Annotated in this window: 14 protein-coding genes; all 14 read right to left on the minus strand. The window is 37.2% G+C overall.

Features of this window, described 5'->3' with window-relative positions:
- Positions 1-5: 5 nt before the first annotated feature.
- The gene (ade, locus tag NFR61_RS05080; protein ID WP_251621265.1) at positions 6-1643 is read right to left on the minus strand and encodes an adenine deaminase; all 1638 of its coding nucleotides are present in this window, start codon (positions 1641-1643) and stop codon (positions 6-8) included.
- A gap of 98 nt (positions 1644-1741) precedes the next feature.
- The gene (gene mnmG, locus NFR61_RS05085; RefSeq protein ID WP_420910102.1) at positions 1742-3625 is read right to left on the minus strand and encodes a tRNA uridine-5-carboxymethylaminomethyl(34) synthesis enzyme MnmG; all 1884 of its coding nucleotides are present in this window, start codon (positions 3623-3625) and stop codon (positions 1742-1744) included.
- A 1-nt stretch (position 3626) separates the two neighbouring features.
- Positions 3627-4055, minus strand: a complete 429-nt coding sequence (gene ybeY, locus NFR61_RS05090; RefSeq protein WP_251621267.1) for an rRNA maturation RNase YbeY — start codon at positions 4053-4055, stop codon at positions 3627-3629.
- 8 nt (positions 4056-4063) lie between these two features.
- Positions 4064-4465, minus strand: a complete 402-nt coding sequence (locus NFR61_RS05095) for an ATP-binding protein (RefSeq protein ID WP_251621269.1) — start codon at positions 4463-4465, stop codon at positions 4064-4066.
- Entirely contained in the window at positions 4455-7427 is a 2973-nt protein-coding gene (locus NFR61_RS05100) for a DUF4175 family protein (RefSeq protein ID WP_251621271.1), read from the minus strand. Before NFR61_RS05100 ends, NFR61_RS05095 begins: the two co-directional genes overlap by 11 nt.
- Positions 7428-7805: 378 nt before the next feature.
- Positions 7806-8996 (minus strand): murein hydrolase activator EnvC family protein, encoded by a 1191-nt coding sequence (locus NFR61_RS05105; protein ID WP_251621273.1) that lies wholly within the window; start codon positions 8994-8996, stop codon positions 7806-7808.
- 5 nt (positions 8997-9001) lie between these two features.
- Positions 9002-9859 (minus strand): lipoprotein insertase outer membrane protein LolB1, encoded by an 858-nt coding sequence (lolB1, locus tag NFR61_RS05110; RefSeq protein WP_251621275.1) that lies wholly within the window; start codon positions 9857-9859, stop codon positions 9002-9004.
- Positions 9860-9868: 9 nt separating this feature from the next.
- Entirely contained in the window at positions 9869-11575 is a 1707-nt protein-coding gene (locus NFR61_RS05115) for a tetratricopeptide repeat protein (RefSeq protein WP_251621277.1), read from the minus strand.
- A gap of 36 nt (positions 11576-11611) precedes the next feature.
- On the minus strand, positions 11612-12046 hold the full coding sequence (gene dut / locus NFR61_RS05120) for a dUTP diphosphatase (RefSeq protein ID WP_251621280.1): 435 nt from the start codon (positions 12044-12046) through the stop codon (positions 11612-11614).
- Between the two features lie 57 nt (positions 12047-12103).
- Entirely contained in the window at positions 12104-13597 is a 1494-nt protein-coding gene (locus NFR61_RS05125; RefSeq protein WP_251621282.1) for an oligosaccharide flippase family protein, read from the minus strand.
- Positions 13598-14069: 472 nt separating this feature from the next.
- Positions 14070-14558, minus strand: a complete 489-nt coding sequence (rfaE2, locus tag NFR61_RS05130) for a D-glycero-beta-D-manno-heptose 1-phosphate adenylyltransferase (protein WP_251621284.1) — start codon at positions 14556-14558, stop codon at positions 14070-14072.
- Positions 14559-14571: 13 nt separating this feature from the next.
- Complete coding sequence (gene panD, locus NFR61_RS05135; protein ID WP_251621286.1) at positions 14572-14922, minus strand: aspartate 1-decarboxylase; 351 nt, start codon at positions 14920-14922, stop codon at positions 14572-14574.
- A gap of 24 nt (positions 14923-14946) precedes the next feature.
- Complete coding sequence (panC, locus tag NFR61_RS05140) at positions 14947-15786, minus strand: pantoate--beta-alanine ligase (protein WP_251621288.1); 840 nt, start codon at positions 15784-15786, stop codon at positions 14947-14949.
- Between the two features lie 508 nt (positions 15787-16294).
- Positions 16295-19408: glycine rich domain-containing protein (locus NFR61_RS05145; protein ID WP_251621290.1), on the minus strand; the 3114-nt coding region annotated here is incomplete at its 5' end.

Genomic DNA, 19408 nt, shown 5'->3' on the forward strand with positions numbered 1-19408 from the left:
TACTATTAACTTTCTTTGTTTTCTATAAATTCAAAGGATCTAAAATCAAATAATCCTAATTCACCTATTTTTATTTCTGGAATCACAAGTAGTGACATAAATGACAATGTCATAAAAGGAGAATCCAATTTACATCCGGTAGTCCTCAATTTTTCTAATAAATCCCCGTATTTTGAAGCGACCCAAAATGCATCTTTATCACTCATAATTCCACCTATAGGCAACTCCATCCCAAATAATCCTGAAGAATTTATAACGGCCAAGCCTCCTTTCCCTTCAATTATCCTATTAATAACCTCTGTAATCTCTTCGTCTTTACATCCTATTGCTAATATATTATGAGAATCGTGTGCAATGCTTGTCGCAAAAGCACCTTCTTTCATGCCTATTCCTTTAATCCATGCTACTTGTGGCTTTTTATTATTCAAATAGCGATTTAAATAAACTATTTTTAAAATATCCTGTTTTACATCAGAGCAAAAAATATCATCAGTTACGGATTCAAAATACGATTTTAATGTAACTATTTGCTGATTGATTACTTCTATACATACATTTTTCCCTTTAACCACTCTTTTTCTTAAGTCATTTGTATGTATTTTTTCTTGACCGAAACGATTTACCGGATGATATTGTTTTTTATGACATACAGAAGAACTTACTACTTCTTTCTCATATAATTTTCTCCCTCCCAAATAGGTTTCTAATACCTCAAGCGATTCTAAATTTGCAATTCTGATAAAATCTGCAAAATCTCCTTCCCGAAGCACTCCTACTGGCAAATTATAATGTATAACGGGATTTAATGAGGCAATCCTCCATACTGTAAACAAATCATAACCATCTGCAATTGCCTTCCGAACTATTTTATCAATATGTCCATATCGAATAAGATCATCCGGATGAGCATCATCTGTACAAAACATTAATAAATCCGGATTAATTTCAATCAAAGACTTCAAGGCTTCATAATTTTTTGCAGCACTACCGTCTCGGATTATAACCTTCATCCCTAATTCCAATTTTTCAATTGCTTCTTTTAAATTTGAAGATTCATGATCCGTCGATATTCCTGTCGATATATATCGTCTTAAATTATCTCCCGTAAGGAATGGCGCATGTCCATCTATTCTTAATTCATACTTCTTTGCTACTTGTATTTTTTTTATAATCTCCGGATTTTCATTTAAAACACCCGGTATATCCATTACTTCTGAAAGACATACAAAATTCCCTGTTGCAGCCAATTCTTCTACATCTTTAGAAGTTATTACTCCTCCTGCAAAATCGTATGATGTCGCCGGCACACATGACGGAATTCCGAAAAAATATTTTATTCCTGCATCTCGGCTATTTTGTAGCATAAACTGAATTCCTCCCATCCCAAGCACATTAGCTATTTCATGAGGATCATTTATGACAGCAACTGTTCCCTTTGAAATAACTAAATCAGAGAAATGAATCGGAGTTAGCATCGAACTCTCTATATGAACATGAGCATCTATAAATCCGGGAGCAAGATACGTGGAGTAATTATTCCCATTTTCTTCTATTTTTTGGATTTTCCCATTTGAAACAAAAATTGTCCCCGGATATATTTTACGATGATGTATGTCTATAATGTTTCCTTCTATTTTTTCCATTATAATATAATCTTTATTTTTTTCATAAATACAGGAAACAACTCTTCGCACCTTTTTGAACGTTCCACGTGAAACAAACCACTCTTCGCTGAAAAAAATCAACGTCCCATTAGAATCAAAAGTACATTTATATCCGCAGGTGATACCCCACTAATTCTTGATGCTTGTCCTATTGTCCTCGGTTGTATCTTGGCAAGTTTTTGACGAGCCTCAATAGATAAATTCGTCAATTCCTCATAATTAAACTTCCCCGCTATAACCAAATCTTCCAAACGATGTAATTTATCTGCTAACTGACGTTCCCGTTCTATATACCCAGAATATTTTATTAATATTTCGGCTGCTTCCATATGTTCCTCACACATTTCATTCTCAACAATGAATTGTTTCAAAAGAGGCAATGTTTCTAATAAAGAATCTATCGTCAATTGAGGTCTGGTTAAAATATCCACTAATTTCATCCCCTGTTTTAAAGGCTGGGAATTCAATTTTATCAAACAATCATTAATTTCATCCGGTTTTACACTGAAATTACGAATAAAATTAACCAAATTATCTCTTTTTTTTATTTTATCGATAAATAAATTATATCTACTATTATCTGCCAAACCTATTTTATAGCCTTTGGGCGTCAGTCGATTATCTGCGTTATCCTGTCGCAATAAAATACGAAATTCAGCACGAGAAGTAAACATTCTATAAGGCTCATCTACTCCTTTTGTTACCAAATCATCTATCAAAACTCCGATATAAGCTTCATCACGCCCCAACACAAACTCTTGAGTCGAATGTAATGACAAATGAGCATTTATCGCCGCCATCAATCCTTGAGCAGCAGCCTCTTCATAACCTGTCGTACCATTTATCTGACCTGCGAAATATAATCCCTTTATTCGCTTCGTTTCTAAAGTATGATAAAGTTGTGTCGGTGGAAAATAATCATATTCTATCGCATAACCCGGCCTAAAAATCCGTACCTGTTCAAAACCTTCTACCAAACGCAATCCCCTTAATTGAACATCCCAAGGCAAAGAAGAAGAAAAACCATTCAAGTAAAATTCCGTTGTATTCTCTCCTTCCGGTTCAAGAAATAAATGATGGCTATTTCTATCGGCAAAAGTATTCAGCTTAGTCTCAATACTTGGACAATAACGTGGACCTATGCTCTGTATCGTCCCATTAAACAAAGGACTGTCTGCAAATCCCTCCCGAAGTACATTATGCACACGTTCATTCGTATAAGCAAGATAACACACCCTTTGCTTTAAAGGATAGCTATAATTCATATTTAAATAAGAAAAACGATGAAAATCATCATCTCCTCCCTGCTCTGTCAACTTAGAAAAATCAACACTGCGTCCATCTATTCTTACCGGTGTTCCTGTTTTCATTCTTCCTACTTCAAAACCCAATTCTTTCAATTGAGCAGAAATACCAAATGATGCTGGTTCCGAAATTCTTCCTCCTTGAAAACTAACCCGTCCGACATGCATTAAACCGTTTAAAAACGTCCCATTGGTCAATATTACCCTTTGTGCCTTAAATTCCACCCCCAAAGAAGTATATACCCCTATTACCCTATTATCTTCCACTAACAAGCGAACTACATCATCCTGCCATAAATCCAGATTATCAGTATGCTCAAGAATATTTCGCCAATTCGCCGAAAAACGCATCCGATCACACTGGGCACGGGGACTCCACATAGCAGGACCTTTCGAGCGATTTAACATCCGAAACTGAATGGAACTTTCATCCGTTACGCGTCCCATCATTCCCCCTAGTGCATCTATTTCTCTGACAATCTGTCCCTTAGCAATACCTCCGACAGCAGGATTACACGACATTTGGGCTATTTTATTCATATCCAACGTTATCAATAACGTCCTGGAACCCAGCGTCGCAGCAGCATAAGCGGCTTCACAACCCGCATGCCCGGCACCCACTACAATTATATCATAATCAGGTAACAGACCTGTCATTTTACACCGTTTTAAGAAGATCTAAGCAAATATTTTCATTCTTCCGCATAAGAACACTATCCGGATCCGTTTTGTCTTTAAAACCGATTAAATGAAGTATCGAATGACATATAACTCTATGAAACTCGGATTCAAAATCAACATTAAACAAAACGGCATTAGAACGTACTGTATCCAAACTAATAAAAACATCTCCGGAAAGAATCCGGTTATCACAATAATCAAATGTTATCACATCCGTATAATAATCGTGATTCAGATATTTTCGATTTACGTCAATAATATAATCGTCACTACAAAAAATAAATGATATCGCTCCCACCTCTTTTGAATAATGCGAAGCAATAGCATCAAGCCACCTATTCACTACATACTCCGAGAAAAAAGAAGGAAGTTCCACACCCTCTTCATAAAACAAAACTTCTCTCATAAAAACAATTAAAGATCGAAAACCAAAGTCACTTTCGCTCCATTGTTTTCAAACAATAATTCATCTGACAAGGTCTTCATGACATACAATCCGCGTCCGGCCACCTTTTCAATATTATCAGGCAAGGTCGGATCGGGTATATGCGTATAATCAAAACCTTCTCCTTCATCCTGAACGGAAACATAAAGTCTGTTATTTTCCTGCCATGCTTCCAAAATGACTTTTTTCTCCGGTATCAGCTTATTTCCGGAAAGAATAGCATTATTAACAGCTTCTATCACAGGCAAACTGATTTTTCCAAATAACTCGGATTTCAAATCAAAAGTTTCAATAAAACTTTCAATAAAATTTTCCACTCTTACTATATTTCCTACTTCGGAAGAAATAGTCAAATTCAATCTATTCATCATCACCAAGCTTGATATAATAATTATTAAACAAATTTTTGAAATAAAGATTAAGTTTCATTCCTGACTTTTGTAAATCTGTTCTCATCAATCCCTGTTTTTTACCATTTTTAAAATACAATTCAGGACGTTTAAATTTCATATCTTCAGCCGTCACTGATGTTCTCTTATCTTCGTACTCTTCTCGTTCTTTAGATGCCTTTTCGGACATCAACAACTTATTATAAATTAAATTATTTCGTTGTATCAAATTATTGGTAACCGAATAATTCGCAATATCTCGGATATTATCTTCCAATAACTTATTAACCTCATTCAATAAGCGTCTTTCCTCCTCTGAAAACGAACCTTCTCCTGACATAAATTCATTCAAACTCTGGCGAAAAAGTTCATTTTCCCTTATCATCTTACTGATTCCTTGCTGTAAAGGTTTTCCTTTTTCCCCATTTTTCATTTTGGAAAGCAGATCTTCCATCTGACGTTTCAAGCCATTTTGAAACTTTTTCAAATTTCCATACCCTTCCTCTTTATCTCCTTTACCGCCTTTCTGTTGCTTCCCTCCGGGATTATTCGACTTACCGCCTCCTCCCGATTCTCCTTTCTCCGATTTATCCTTCTGCAACGCTTCACTCAAAACCAAAGCAATATCATTCAAATAACTGACAATATACTGCTGTTCTGCCAGTAACTCATTCCGCTTATTATTCTGTATATAATTAGGCAGTAATGCAAATTTAGTCTCAATATCATAAAACTTATCATTCAAAACAGACGCAAGCATCAGATTTGTTTTCGCTATTGCCGACAAACTATCTTTTACTATCTTATATTCCAATTTCTTCATATCCTGCAAACGCCCTAATTCATTATAACGCGGACTGAGAGAAGAAACATTTCGGAATTGATACAATAAATCTTCCTGCGCAAACGAAATCAATAAGATATTTTGAATTATTAATTCTATATCTTTTTGAGGCAAAGACATTTGCATAAAATTTTGTTGTTGCTGTTCTTCCATCTCCTCCGACAATTCCTCCATCTTCTTTTGAATCTCCTTTGACAATTTATCATCCTTCTTTTTATTCTCCGCCGCATTCTTTTCCTGCTGCTGAAGATCCTTTGACAAAGCATCAAACTTTTCATCAAGCGATTTCAATTCAAAAGGCTGGGACAATTGATTATTTTCCTCCTTTAACTGATTATAATTGTCTTTTATATCCTCCAACTTTTTCTCTATATCCTGGGCCAATTCCTTCAAGGAATCGGGAGACACAGACCGCTCATCAGCCGCATCTTCAAACTTATTCTGCTGCTGTTTTAAATTTTCCAGCTGCTGGGAAAGCATACTATGCTGCTCCTCTATCTGATAACGTTTCAACAACTCTATATTCCGGTCCAACTCCTCGCTCAACTGGTCAAAACCAAGTTTCATTTTCTCATCTATATTCCGGAACTTTTCTTTACTAAACTCTTCCGAAAGTTTGCTGAACTCCTCCATCAATTTCTTCATCTCATCATCCATAATCTTATCCAGCAACTCCTGTATCTTCTGCTGCTTCATCTGAAGAACACTATCCTGTTTAGTAAAATTATTATTTAAAACTGCTTTCTTCTTATTCTGTTCTTTTACCTCTGTCAGTAACTTATCCAATTTCTCTTTTTTCTCTACAATATCCTTTGAAAGCTGCTGTTTTTCCCAATTATCCACCGAATTGTCCAACATCTTCTTCTGGAGGTCTTTTACCCCGGCTACAATCTCCTTCGCCAATTTTTCTGCCTCACTCATAGCCGTATTCACTGTAGCATTTGTTTCCGAATTAAAATCAAATATTGTATTCAAGTCAGGTAACGAATAATTCTTTGCATCGGAACGGGTACTTTTAGGACCCGATACATTATCATTGTCAAACACTTCAAAAAAGTATTGTATCTGAACTTTATCCGTACCGGCAAATTCGGCAAAATTAAATTCAAAATAAAACTCCTGCGTTGTGATGTTATTGTTAATACGTACCGGAACAATCGTATGGTTCTGTCCGTTCAACGAATAATTGAAACGCAAATCGGAAAATCCGTAATCGTCCGTGATAACCCCATAAAAATAGTACAACGACGTATTCAACGAATCCTGCAATTCGGACACTTGTATGCCCGGATATAGATCAGGAATGCAAGAAACATTGAAATTCATCAAATTCTTTCGCACAAAATCGGAATTGGAACCTAACAAAACATATTCCCCCGATGTCGTCACACGCTGCGAAAAATCAATGGCATCTGCTGATTTCAAAGGCAAATGTGATACTTTATCCTCTACTTGTAAAAACAATGTGTCTACATTAGATAAATCTATATGAAAACGTAAAACAGAACCATACAAAGCCCGAAAATCAACAACGTCTTTCAATACTTCAGCTTTCAGACCCGTATAAGAAGGAGGAATAACTGTCACTTTATATCCGATAACTTCCGGAGTAGGCAATACCCGTATCAAATAATCTTTACTTACGGCATCTCCCGTTCTAAAATAGAAACGGATATCATTATTCACCATATCAAAATCATAAGTAAAAATCGAATCTTTCCGTGTCATTAAAAATTCGCCTCCGCCATAACATACAAAAACATTTTCCACTGAAAAAAACGGACTTTCCACCTTTAAACGTAATTGAAAAGCCTTTCCGTATTCCGTATCCAAAGTCTCGTTTAAAAGCAAAAAATCAACATTTAAACGAGGATTATTCACAACTTTGTAATCCGCCATATCCCGATACAAACGAGAAAAATTCCCCCCGTTTAAAAAAAGAATCCCTGACAAAATAACCAAAACAGACAAAGGCCTTAGAAAAGATTTCAAAGGAAAATCCACACATATCTTTTTCTCCTTTAGCAGTTGATACTTTTGGACAAAAGCAGCCTTTTTCAGCTCCTCATCTCCCGAAATACTGTCAGTAAGAAAAGCCAAATCGTACAGACTTACAAAAACGTCATTCAATATTGGCAAACGGTATAAAATACGTTTCAGTAATCGTTTGTTGCTTAAATCAAAAGAAACAGCGAAAAAATACAGAGGTCTGCACAGAAAAAAAACAATAAGAAAAATTACTGCGGTCAAAAACAGGAAAAAAGCTATCCTCTTAAAAAATACAGTAACCGGAAAAACAGCAAGAAAAATATAATATACACACAAATACAACAACACGAAAAGAGCCAAAACCGAAACTCCTTTCAGTAAATCCATTAAAAGTAATTCAACCCTGAAACGGGACAAAATTCCTTTTAAATCTTCTTTTAAACTAGCATATTCATCTTTCATTCCCTACCGTTAATCAATCTTATTACACTACTTTGCTAACCATAACTCAGGATTCTGTTTTTCCAAATTATTCCATACCTGAAAACTTAACACACTGCCCTTCTCATTATCATGAGCTACCTTGCCGATTACCTGCTTGGTATTCACCTTATCTCCCTTTTTTACATTCAAATATATCAAATTGGCATACACAGTCAAATAATTCCCATGCCTGATTATGACAGCATTATTTAATCCTGGCATTAAAGAAATATCCGTTACTTCTCCGTTAAAAACAGCTCGTACTTCCGCATTCTTTGAAGTAGTGATATTTATGCCATTGTTTGACATCATAACATCTTTGTATACGGGATGCGGGTTAATACCGAATTTCTCGGAAATAATACCTTGAGTAACCGGCCAAGGCAACTTCCCTTTATTCCGGGAAAAATCATCGGAAACCAATTTTTCTTCAGGCGTAAGTTTATATTTTGACGAAGTTCCCCCTGATTTTTTAGCTTGTGAAGCTATTAACTTATTCAACTCTCTTTCCAGCCTCTCCCTGTTTTTAGCTTCTATATTCAACTTTTTTACAATCTGTTTTTCCTTTTTTTTCAAATCCGATATCAGACTGTTCTCCGTTGCCTGTTGCTGAATTAAATCCTTACTTTTGACATCAATATCATTTAAAGCAACATGCTTTAAATCTCGATATTTTTTCAATTCTGTATTCTTTATATTCAACGAATCATTTGTCTGCTCTATCAAAGCCAGCTGACGTTTGGAATAACTCTGTATCTGTTCAAAATATTTATAACGATTATAAGCCTGATTAAAATCCGAAGAAGCAAAAATAAACATCAGCCTATAAGCCTTATTCCGTTTCTTCCAGAGGCCGTAAACTAACTTTCCGTACATATTCAGCATAGACCCTCGGTTTAAACTCAATTCTGAAATTCTCACCTCATTGCGGTCTATCTGTTTTTCCAGATAACTCACTTCTTGTTGTAAAGAATTAATCAAACTCTTGCTTTGAGCTATCTTTTCCTGTATTATCTTTAATTTTTCAACTGAAACAGACTGATTATTTTTTGCCTCCTCTAACAGCTTATTAAGATAAGCTATTTCTTTTTCACTCTTCTCCTTATCCTTTTTTATCGTATTGATAGACTGAGAATATACCGTGCCATTTAAGACGGAAAAAAACATAAATAATATGCCGATATATCTCAACTTCATAAACATCAGTCAAACGAAATAGGTTTATATTTGGAAGATAACCGTAAATTCGGAACAACATCCGTATCAAATTCTATTTTCTGAAATTTCAGTTCCAGCTTATATTTCAACTCATTCAATGAAACATTAAATTCCATCAACGAAGGAAAAATTTTCTCCTCAAAACTCTTAAAATCACTATATTTTACACTTACACCCATATCATCTTCCAAATCTTCCAGAGATATTTTTATCGGACGGAATAATTCAGGATCTAAATGAATCTTCTGCAAAATCAACGTATACTCTTTATTCTTTTTCTTCTTCTTAAAAAACTTCTTAATTTTCCGGTTCAACGCTTTTCTATGAACATTCGACAGCACATAATCATTCTCCGTCCTTTCAAATTTAAACTTGGAATCCTTTACTTCGTCTTTTCCGCAACTTTCCAAATTAAAATAAACATTTGTCAGCAACTTTTGAAAGCAATCAAAATTAATCTGTACGTCAAATTTATCGTAAAAAAACTGATAGTCTGTAAAAAAATATTTCTTATTAAAAGAATTTACAAACTTGATACTGTCTTGTGTAAGCAATACGCGTGCCACTTCGATACCCAACGGAGCTACAAGTGATATCCAGATGAAACTATCTTTTTTTACCTTTAAAACAGCCTTCAAATTATCCTTTTTACCGTTTCCGGTAAGGGAAATATCCACCTTTTTCGCATATAAACTATTATAGACCAGTTCATTTTCATAAATATTCTTCAATAACTTCCCCTCTGTAATATTCGGTACTTCCTGACGCGACGCAATTTTTTCACTCACCTTGCACGACGTCACACACAACACTACAAACAACAAAAAGAAATATCTAATCATCCAGTTTTATCAATTAAAAACATAAGTACCAGCTATCTTGGCATTCAAATCGGTACTCACCTCATCTCCCGCTTCTTTCGCCTTTAACCACATAGCCAACGCTTCTTCTTTTTTACCGTTCACATAAAGTATATCCCCGTAATGCTCGTAAAGTACTCCTGAAGGCTCCGTTGTCTTCTCCATAGCCTGTTTCATATAATAAAGCGCTTCCGAATAAACCTTCCGTTTAAAAAGTACCCACGCGTGAGTATCCAGGTAAGTCCCGTTATCAGGCTCCAGTAACACCGCACGCGAACTCATATCCTCCGCCTTTCTTAAATCTTTATCCAATAAAGAAAGATAATAAGCGTAATTATTCAATACCAATGCATTCTCCGGATTAATGGACAATACATTATCAAACATGCGGAATGCCACTTCCGTACTATCCAGATTATAATAACAATCGCCCAAATAAGAAAAAAACTGGGACCTTAATTGTACCTGTTCATCTGCCAATTTCACTCCTCGTTCAAAAAAATCGACAGCTTCGCCGTAATCCTTTCGCATCATCAGAGAAATTCCCGCCAAAGCATAAGGAAGAGGTTGTTCCGGAAAATACTTAATACATTCCACACTCTGGGAATACATACAGTTCGTATCCTGTAATTCATTACAAATCAGCAGTAACTCCTGCCAAACCATATAATTATTTTTCTCCTTATCAAGAATATAGTCCAGTTCTTCCCGAGCTTCTTGTAACTTACCGTCCTTTCTCAAAAAATCCGAATGTAAAGCCCGTATGGATAAATCTTCACTATACTTACTCATCAATATATCCATATACGAATTCAAATCCGTATCGGTAATTTTCACAGTATCTCCGCTCAATATCAACGTCAGCATATACTGAACTTTAAACGAATTTTTAAGTTCATCACTTACTAACGCTTCCTTCACATGTTTATCTGCTTCTGAAAGTTTGTTTTTACCCCGATAATAATCCGCCAGATATAAATGAACATATCCGTTTTGCGGATCAACTTTTAATAATTTGTTTAAAATCTGGAGTCCTTTTTTATCCTGGTCATAGTTAAAATATAATTCTGCCAACAAACTTAAATACTCATTCTTTTCTGGAAACTTATTTATCAGCTTCAATAATTCATCGGATGCTCCTTTCACATTATTCAACTTACTGTAAAGTCTGATTTTTTCAATAGAAACAGGCTCTGTTATACCATTCTGTTTCTCATAACGGTCATACACATCAATAGCCTTTTGCCATTTTTCCACAGACGTATACAATCCCGATTCAATCAGATAAAATTCTTCTTTGTCAGGATACTTCGCTATAATATCGGCATATACATTGCAAGCTTCTTCTATCATGGATTTCTTTTGCAATACATTAGCCAACAATAATTTATACCATAAATTAGAAGGATTTCCTGCTACCGCCTCCCTAGCCAACTGCAATGCTCCGTTGTAATCATCGGTTCCCAAAAGGAGATTAGCTATTTCATACTTGACAACAGGACTTTCCGGATCAATTTTCAAACAATTGTCATACCAACCCATCGCTCCTTGAAAATCACCGGTAATTTTGCTTCTCACTCCTTCCATAAAAGAGTAATCGAACTCCAGTTTCGATTTCTCATCCAACTCTTTTTTTACCGTCTCTTTTTTCTTTTCTCCTGCAAATCCGTTTATCGCGAAAAAAAGAACCGTTATCAAAATAAAACCTTTTCTCATTTCAGCCCGAACCTGTATTTATTTTTTACCTGTATGCCCGAATCCTCCGGCACCTCTGTCTGTATCGCTCAATTCATTTACTTCCACCAATTCAACCTGTTCCACTTTGTTAATAACCATTTGAGCAATTCTGTCTCCGTCTTTGATACTTACCACATTATTCGACAAATTCACAACAATAATGCCTATTTCTCCCCGATAATCCGCATCGATTGTTCCAGGACTGTTTAAAAGTCCTAAACCTTCATTCAAAGCTAATCCGCTCCGCGGACGCATCTGAGCCTCATATCCTTCCGGAAGTTCTATAAACAATCCCGTAGGTATCAATTTTCTTTCCAGAGGCTGCAAAACCACCGTTTCATTTATATTCGCACGGATATCCATACCCGCGGACAACTTAGTCTTATACTCCGGAAGCGCATGACGTGACTTATTAATAATATTTACTTTCATCTTTATAATATTACTCGTATTTACCCCAAAATTACTATCATTATGATAGCAAAGATACTACTTTTTACCCAAAATATTACGTATGGCTCCTCCTGCAAACAGAAACTTCATCTCCCTCCTCAAAAAAATCAAAATAAATACGACCAATAAAGGCGTTCTTGCTAAACAAGTTATCCAAGGATTATCAAACATAACACATCTGCCCGCAAAATAAAACACAACAGCTAATAAAAAATAAAAAATAATCTTATTCACATCGTAATCTATCCTGTAAAACCTACGCCCCAACAATAAAGACAATATACACATCACCAGAAAACAGGTAAATACGGCATAAGCCGAACCCATATATCCTATTCTGGGTAACAGAATAAAATTCATGGAAAGTGTTATGACACTCCCCGCAATAGCCATATATGCGCCGTAAATCGTTTTATCGGTCAATTTATACCACAACGAAAGAGAATAATACATGCCTTGAAATAGATTTGCCAAAAGAACCCACGGAACAATAACGATTCCTGCATAATATTCGGGCTTCCGCACAAAAAACTTGATAATATCAATCCAATACATCACTCCCAAAAAGATAATCAGACCGAAACCCGTAAAATACAGAAACACATCTTTATACACCTTCTTGGAATCCGCATTCTTGGAATAATTGAAAAAGAACGGTTCAAAAGCAAACCGGAATCCTTGCGTAAAAATATACATCACCAAAGCCAATTTATAATTGGCTCCGTAAATACCGGTTATTGCCAATGCTTCTTCCCTGCTCATGACTTCTCCTAATATCTTAGGCATTAACACCTTATCTCCTTGCAGATTGATCATACCCGCCAGGCTTACAATTAATATAGGGAATGAATACTTCAATATATCCTTCAGCAATCCGAAAGAAAATCGAAAACGAAATTTCAGAAAACACGGCAACAACATAAAAAACGTTACCACCGAAGCAACCAGATAAGAAACAAAAATATAAAGAATCCCTCCGTCGGCATCAAAAAAAGGCACATGTATTCCTTTTTTCTCTAAAAAAGGACACAACAAAAGAAAAAACAGATTTAAACCGATATTCAAACCGATATTTGTCAATTTTATAATACCGAAACGTACCGGACGACTTTCTAACCGTAAAAGGGCAAAAGGAATTGAACTGATGACATCAATAGCTATCGTGACTATCAATAGAACCAGATACTCTTTGTGTGCTTCAATATTCAGAAAAACAGATAAATCGTTCAGGAAAAAAAGAGAGAAGAAAACAAAGACAAAAGTCGTAACGGACAAAGACGCCATTAATGTGGAAAAAACATCATTCCGATTGCTTGTTGTTGCGAATCGGAAAAAACCTGTCTCCGTACCGTATGTCAGTAATACAACCAGAATAGCCGTATAAGACATCAGATTTATAACAATTCCATATTCACTGGCAGCAAAAATTCCGGCATACAAAGGAACAAGCAACCAATTGACGAAACGTCCCAATATAGTAGTACATCCGTAAATAACCGTTTCTCCAGCTAATTTCTTTAGAGGATTCATAAAAAAGATTATTTTTGTACAAAGGTAAGCATTGGAGATTTCAAACAAACACATTATAATTATATTCTTTCTATTTTTAAATTTAGAATATGAGAATGATGATAGAATGTTAGTTTGTAGAGTAAAAATAGAAAGACTTTTTTGGTTATATGAGTTTTAGATAAAATAGGGAAGTTATAAACACTTTAAATAATAAAAAAATATTGGTATTCAATAAAATGAAAAAGTTACTGACAATAGTTAGAAAAGAATGTTGCTAATAAAAAACGATTTTTTCACCTGTCAGAAACTGTCAGAAATTTGTAGAAAGAAAAAGAATTAAAGACTCGTTTTTTATTTTGGAATCTCATTTAAAAATATACTGTTCCCCGTTTTTAAATCCTCAAAAGAAATAACGGAAATTTTTGTGAATTTTACTAACAGTATTTCACAACATTATTCTGGCTTTTCAACACAAGGGAAAATAGAAATGCTATTTTAGTTTATGAAGGATGGAAGTAGTGGAATAGCCTTGTGTGAGGTCAATGGTTATCACTTCACCTCCTTTGGATTTGACAATATCGTAACCGACAATATCTTCGGGTTTGTAATCGCTTCCTTTTACTAAAACATCCGGTTGTATATACCGAATCAATTCAAGAGGCGTATCTTCTTCAAAAAAAACAATTTTGTCGGTAAACAGTAAAGAGGAAAGTAAAAGTGCCCGGGCATATTGATTATTGACGGGTCGTGTTTCTCCTTTCAGTCTTCTGACCGATGAATCGGTATTAAGTCCCACAACCAATTTGGAACCCAACGAAGCGGCTTGCGCAAGATACTCTGCGTGGCCTCTGTGGAGAATATCGAAACATCCGTTGGTAAATACCACTTTTTCTCCCTTGAATCTCCACACGCTTAAAATATTTTTAAGCTCTTCCCTGTTCTCGATGATTTTATTCTCTATAAAAGCCGGGTAATTCATAAGAAAAGAACCGTCAGATTAATTGGTTGGTACTTGTTTCGGGAAATACCAGTGTCGGTGTATGTTTTTTGGCTTCTTCAAAATCCATGGAAGCGTAAGAAATAATAATGACCACGTCTCCTACGGCGCATTTACGGGCTGCCGGACCATTCAGACAAACTACCCCTGAATTTCTTTCTCCTTTGATGACATATGTTTCTATACGCTCTCCGTTATTTACATTGACAATCTGCACCTTTTCATTTTCAATGATATTGGCAGCTTCCATCAAAGCAACATCAATTGTTATGCTTCCTACATATTGAAGATTGGCCTCCGTAACAGTTACCTTGTGAATTTTTGATTTGACTACTTCAATAAACATGGTTGATAAAATTGATTCCGTAAATTAAAATACAATATTGTCTATTAACCGGATTTTTCCGGCATAGACAGCCACACAAGCTACTTTAGTTCCTTCTTCATTCCAGTCGTTTATCACCTTTAAAGTAGTGTCATCTACAATTTCCACATATTCTGTTTTCAGAAACGGATTACTGTCGATTTCTTCGGTAATCCATTTTTTCAAATCTCCCACGCTCATTTCCGGAGCCAAATTACGAGCTTTTTTCAATGTAGCGTAAATATGGGGAGCGTTTTTCTTATGATTTTCATCCAAAAGAGCATTGCGCGAGCTTAAGGCCAGACCACTCTCTTCTCTCACAATAGGGCAGGGGATAATCTCCAAAGAATAATTCAATTGCTTTACCATATTCTTGATAATAGCTACTTGTTGAAAATCTTTCATTCCAAAAAAAGCCTTATCAGGGCGGACAATATCAAATAAACGGCTCACAACCTGGCCTACTCCGTTAAAATGTCCGGGACGTTTTGCTCCTTCCATAATGGATTCCAAATAACCGAAATCAAACTTTCGGGTATCTTCCTCCGGATAAATCTCTTTTACGGAGGGTAAAAAAGCGATGTCACACCCTGCCGGTTCCAGCAAAGCGCAATCTTTCTCCGGAGTACGGGGATATCTTTTTAAATCTTCGGGATCATTAAATTGAGTAGGATTCACAAACACACTCACCACGGCCACGTCACTGTTTTTTTTGCATTGTCTGACAAGTGACAAGTGTCCTTCATGCAATGCACCCATTGTGGGTACAAAACCGATAACTTTTCCTGCTTTCTTGTAATCGTCAATCAAACAGGCCAATTCATCTTTAGTATGTATAATTTTCATACGCTTATTCTTTAAATTCAGCGTCTTTTTTGCAATACAAATTCTAAATTCGGGGTGCAAGTTTACAAACTATTTTTGAGATAAGAGCACAAATAATTTATAAATCTAATATTCCTTGATACAGTATACTGCAATTCCTCATTCATTCTATTTTAAATACGCCTTTTTTAAAAACCTATCATTTTCATGTTAAAAACCTATCGTTTTTGAGGTAAAAATGATAGGTTTTCGGTAGCAAAACGATAGGTTTAAAAATAGCGGGTTTGGTCATTAAGCCGGATGTATCTAAATGTGATTGCTAATATTTTTAATATCAGACACTTATTTATTTTTTGTAGGCGTTCATTGAAAATGGATACTTCCTTTGAAAAAAAGAGGCTCTTTTTAGTACAAAAAGAGCCTCTTTTTGCATCAAAAACATACTCTTTTTTTCGAGTAAAAAAAATTGGCAAAAATAGAACAGTGGAAAACCATTTTTCCACTGCTCCATTGTCCCCTTTCTCCACTTTTAGTTCAGCGGGGTAATCCGTACCTGACCGTTTTCGGTATTTCCCGTCATAGTTGATGTTCCTGTTAAACTAGGCATATTTACCAAACTCCCTTTTGCTGTCGTCCATTGATATCCGTCTCCATCAATTATCATCGTATTTATAAAATATAAACCGGAATAATGAATTGACTGTCCGGTGTGGATGATATTGGATGATGTTGAAGAAGCACTAATCGCATTACAGCCATTATGCCCGGAAATAAACGAGGAACCTCCGGCTCCAGAAGCAGCCACCCAAACATTACTGCGTCCATAACCAGCAGCTCCGCCACCTCCACCGTAGTATCCGCCACCTCCACCGCTACCATGACTTTTGTGTCCATAATCTCCTCCACAACCAAATGATCCACTTGGGTTACCTGCTGTTTTTGCTCCTAAAAAGCCTCCTGCCGTTTGCGTACCTCCTGTAGCAGAATTAAATGTTACACTTTGGGAAGAAGCGTTGTATTTTGCAATTTTTCCATTATTTCCGATTAATCCTCCTGCACTTCCACCTTTGGCTCCTTTATAATAACCTTCGGCACCCGCTCCTCCAGCAGCAACAAGTAGCCTGGATTTTAGTGATGCAAAACGATTCCAGCTTCCTCCTTCAAGTCGAATGTCGGCTGCTCCTCCACCGGAACCGCCTCCCGGATCATCATTTACTTTCTTCCCTCTTCCGCTTCCACCACCATTAAACGTGTTTGTACCAGCTTTTTCTCCTGCATTTCCCACATAAATGTTCATTAACCGAGTAGTGGACAAAGTGATTTCTCCCTTTGCATATCCACCGTAACCACCGATTTTAGTTCCTCCGTTATAGGATGAAGTATTCCCGCCTTTGGCTCCCCATGCTTCAACTTTATATTTTCCGGCAGGTAAAACAATACATTGCCCTCTTCCTGTGTATCCGAAAGTAGTCACGGCGGATAATGTTTGCAGATTTGTAACTCGAATTTTCGTTGTAAAAATATCCGGGCACATGTCAATACTTCCTTCTAAAGTATATAAACCATTAGCTGTCAGATTACTTACTAATAACATATCTTCTTCTTCCACTACGTAAGCTGTATTGTTTTCTACAATACGCCATGTTTTTTCTAATCCGCTCCAATGATGCGTAATTTCTACCGGACAAGGATTAAAGGTATAAGAAGAAGCGACAAATGGCTCCGGCAAGACTTTTACCGTTACTTGGTTACTCTCCGCCACACCCATAGCACAAATTCCCATACGCTTAAACGTATACACGACAGGAGCTGTAGTTTTATTCTCAAAATGTTCGTATTCCAACGTAATTCCGCCAGCATTGGGAACTATATCAAATTTAGCTTCTCCGGGTTTCTTTACGTACCAGTTGTATTGAAAGCGTACATCCGGAAAGTCAGGACAAGAGGCTTCCACAACATTGATAATTTTCGTACCGGACCAACAAGCCGTATCTTCACTATTCCTGATAGTACCTCCGTTGATTTTGATGCCCGAAAGACCGTATACCCCTCGGAAACCGTGGTTACTGTATCTGTTATTTATAGAAGGGAACGTGGAACCTTGACATGTGCCTCGGTAGGAAGTACATGCCAGACTATCGGGATTGTAGTAGCTACCGCCACGTGTACCGAATGCCGCAGTAGCAGTCGGCCAGTAACTGGTAGAAATATCCGTCGAACCGTCGGCATTCAATTCTCCGTCACCATGGGAGTAGGAAAGATTGGTGGCAACGAATGCCTTGCCGGAGCTTGTTGCGATATAGCACATTTCGGCTAAATTCCCGCTCATCTCCATGACGCCCCAGTAGGTGGCACCTGCCTGGATCTGATTGGTGGAAGAGGTAGCAAACAATCCACAACGGACGGGACCGATATCGTTGTTCCCACTGTTTATGTTGTGGTTTTTATTAACAGACTGTTCCCGCTCATCACCTAGATAAAGCAGGTCGGATTCTCCGGTCAGGGGATTGACGCCGCTATTGCTGTTCCAGGCGTATTCTCCTTCTTCCGGAATTTGGGGATACGGACGTCGGCATGCCTTTTCATATTCCAACTCACTCATAGGCCGTAGTCCGCTCCAATCGCAATACGCCAGCATGTCATAAGGAGACAGAATACCGCAAGCAATAGTTTGTCCGTCATCTTTAGAGAAAAGGTCATTGACCGGATTAAGGTTATTACCGAATACAGCGGGTCCGTCTTCCCCTTTTTGCTCAATAAAGACAATACCGTTCCGACGCGTAGGGGTGGTCAAATTACTTCCGAACACATAATCTCCACGATTCATCGTAGAGAAGTTATTATTGGTGACATGCGCTTTCTGTTGCGTTAGGGTGAGAGAGTTTAAAAACTCCATGTACTGCTCCTGGCTCGTTTCGTATTTCATGATATAAAAGCCGGCATATCCTTTGGGAAAGGCAACGGGCAAAGTAACGGACGTGGACGTTGGATTGACAGTCGTCAGGGTTACCGCATCCTCCGAGTCAATAAGACAGGGTGATTTGCCCGATAGTGCAAAACTGTATGCAGACTGGTTGTCACCGAGGTAATAACTGCCGTAAGGAATATAGACCATCTCTATAGCATGGACGGCGACGTATATTTTATCCAGTTTGTCACCGAAGTCGGCGGCGGTAAGCGTTTTCTTCGTATTAGCCTTGAACAGCCATTTAAGCCGTACCCGAACACTTACATTCCCGTCGGAGATTTCATCCCGCAGGAGGAATACGCCGGTGACTTTGGCGCTTGTACCGGAGCCTGTTTGCCCGAACATGAAGGAGTAATTGCTGCCTTCATTTCCGTTTTGGGGCGTGGCTTCGTGACCTTCGCGGGCAAGATAACCGTGATGCCAGGGTTCGGTGATGCCCCGCTTTTTGTATTTAAGGAACACCCACGCAGCATCCCAGTTGAAATCATCCCGCCACGAATTGTCCCACGAGAGATTCAGTTCCACAAAAGCCGTATCGCCGACGATATTGACGACACGGGGTTTACCCGCGATTCGAATATTGTTTCCGAGAACGGGCGGAGAAAACAATCCGGAAAGAGTTACGACAAACAGCAACCCCAACGACATCCGAAGACGCCGTAATCCGGCACACTT

This window comes from Odoribacter lunatus (assembly GCF_943193135.1).
GTDB classification, from domain to species: domain Bacteria; phylum Bacteroidota; class Bacteroidia; order Bacteroidales; family Marinifilaceae; genus Culturomica; species Culturomica lunata.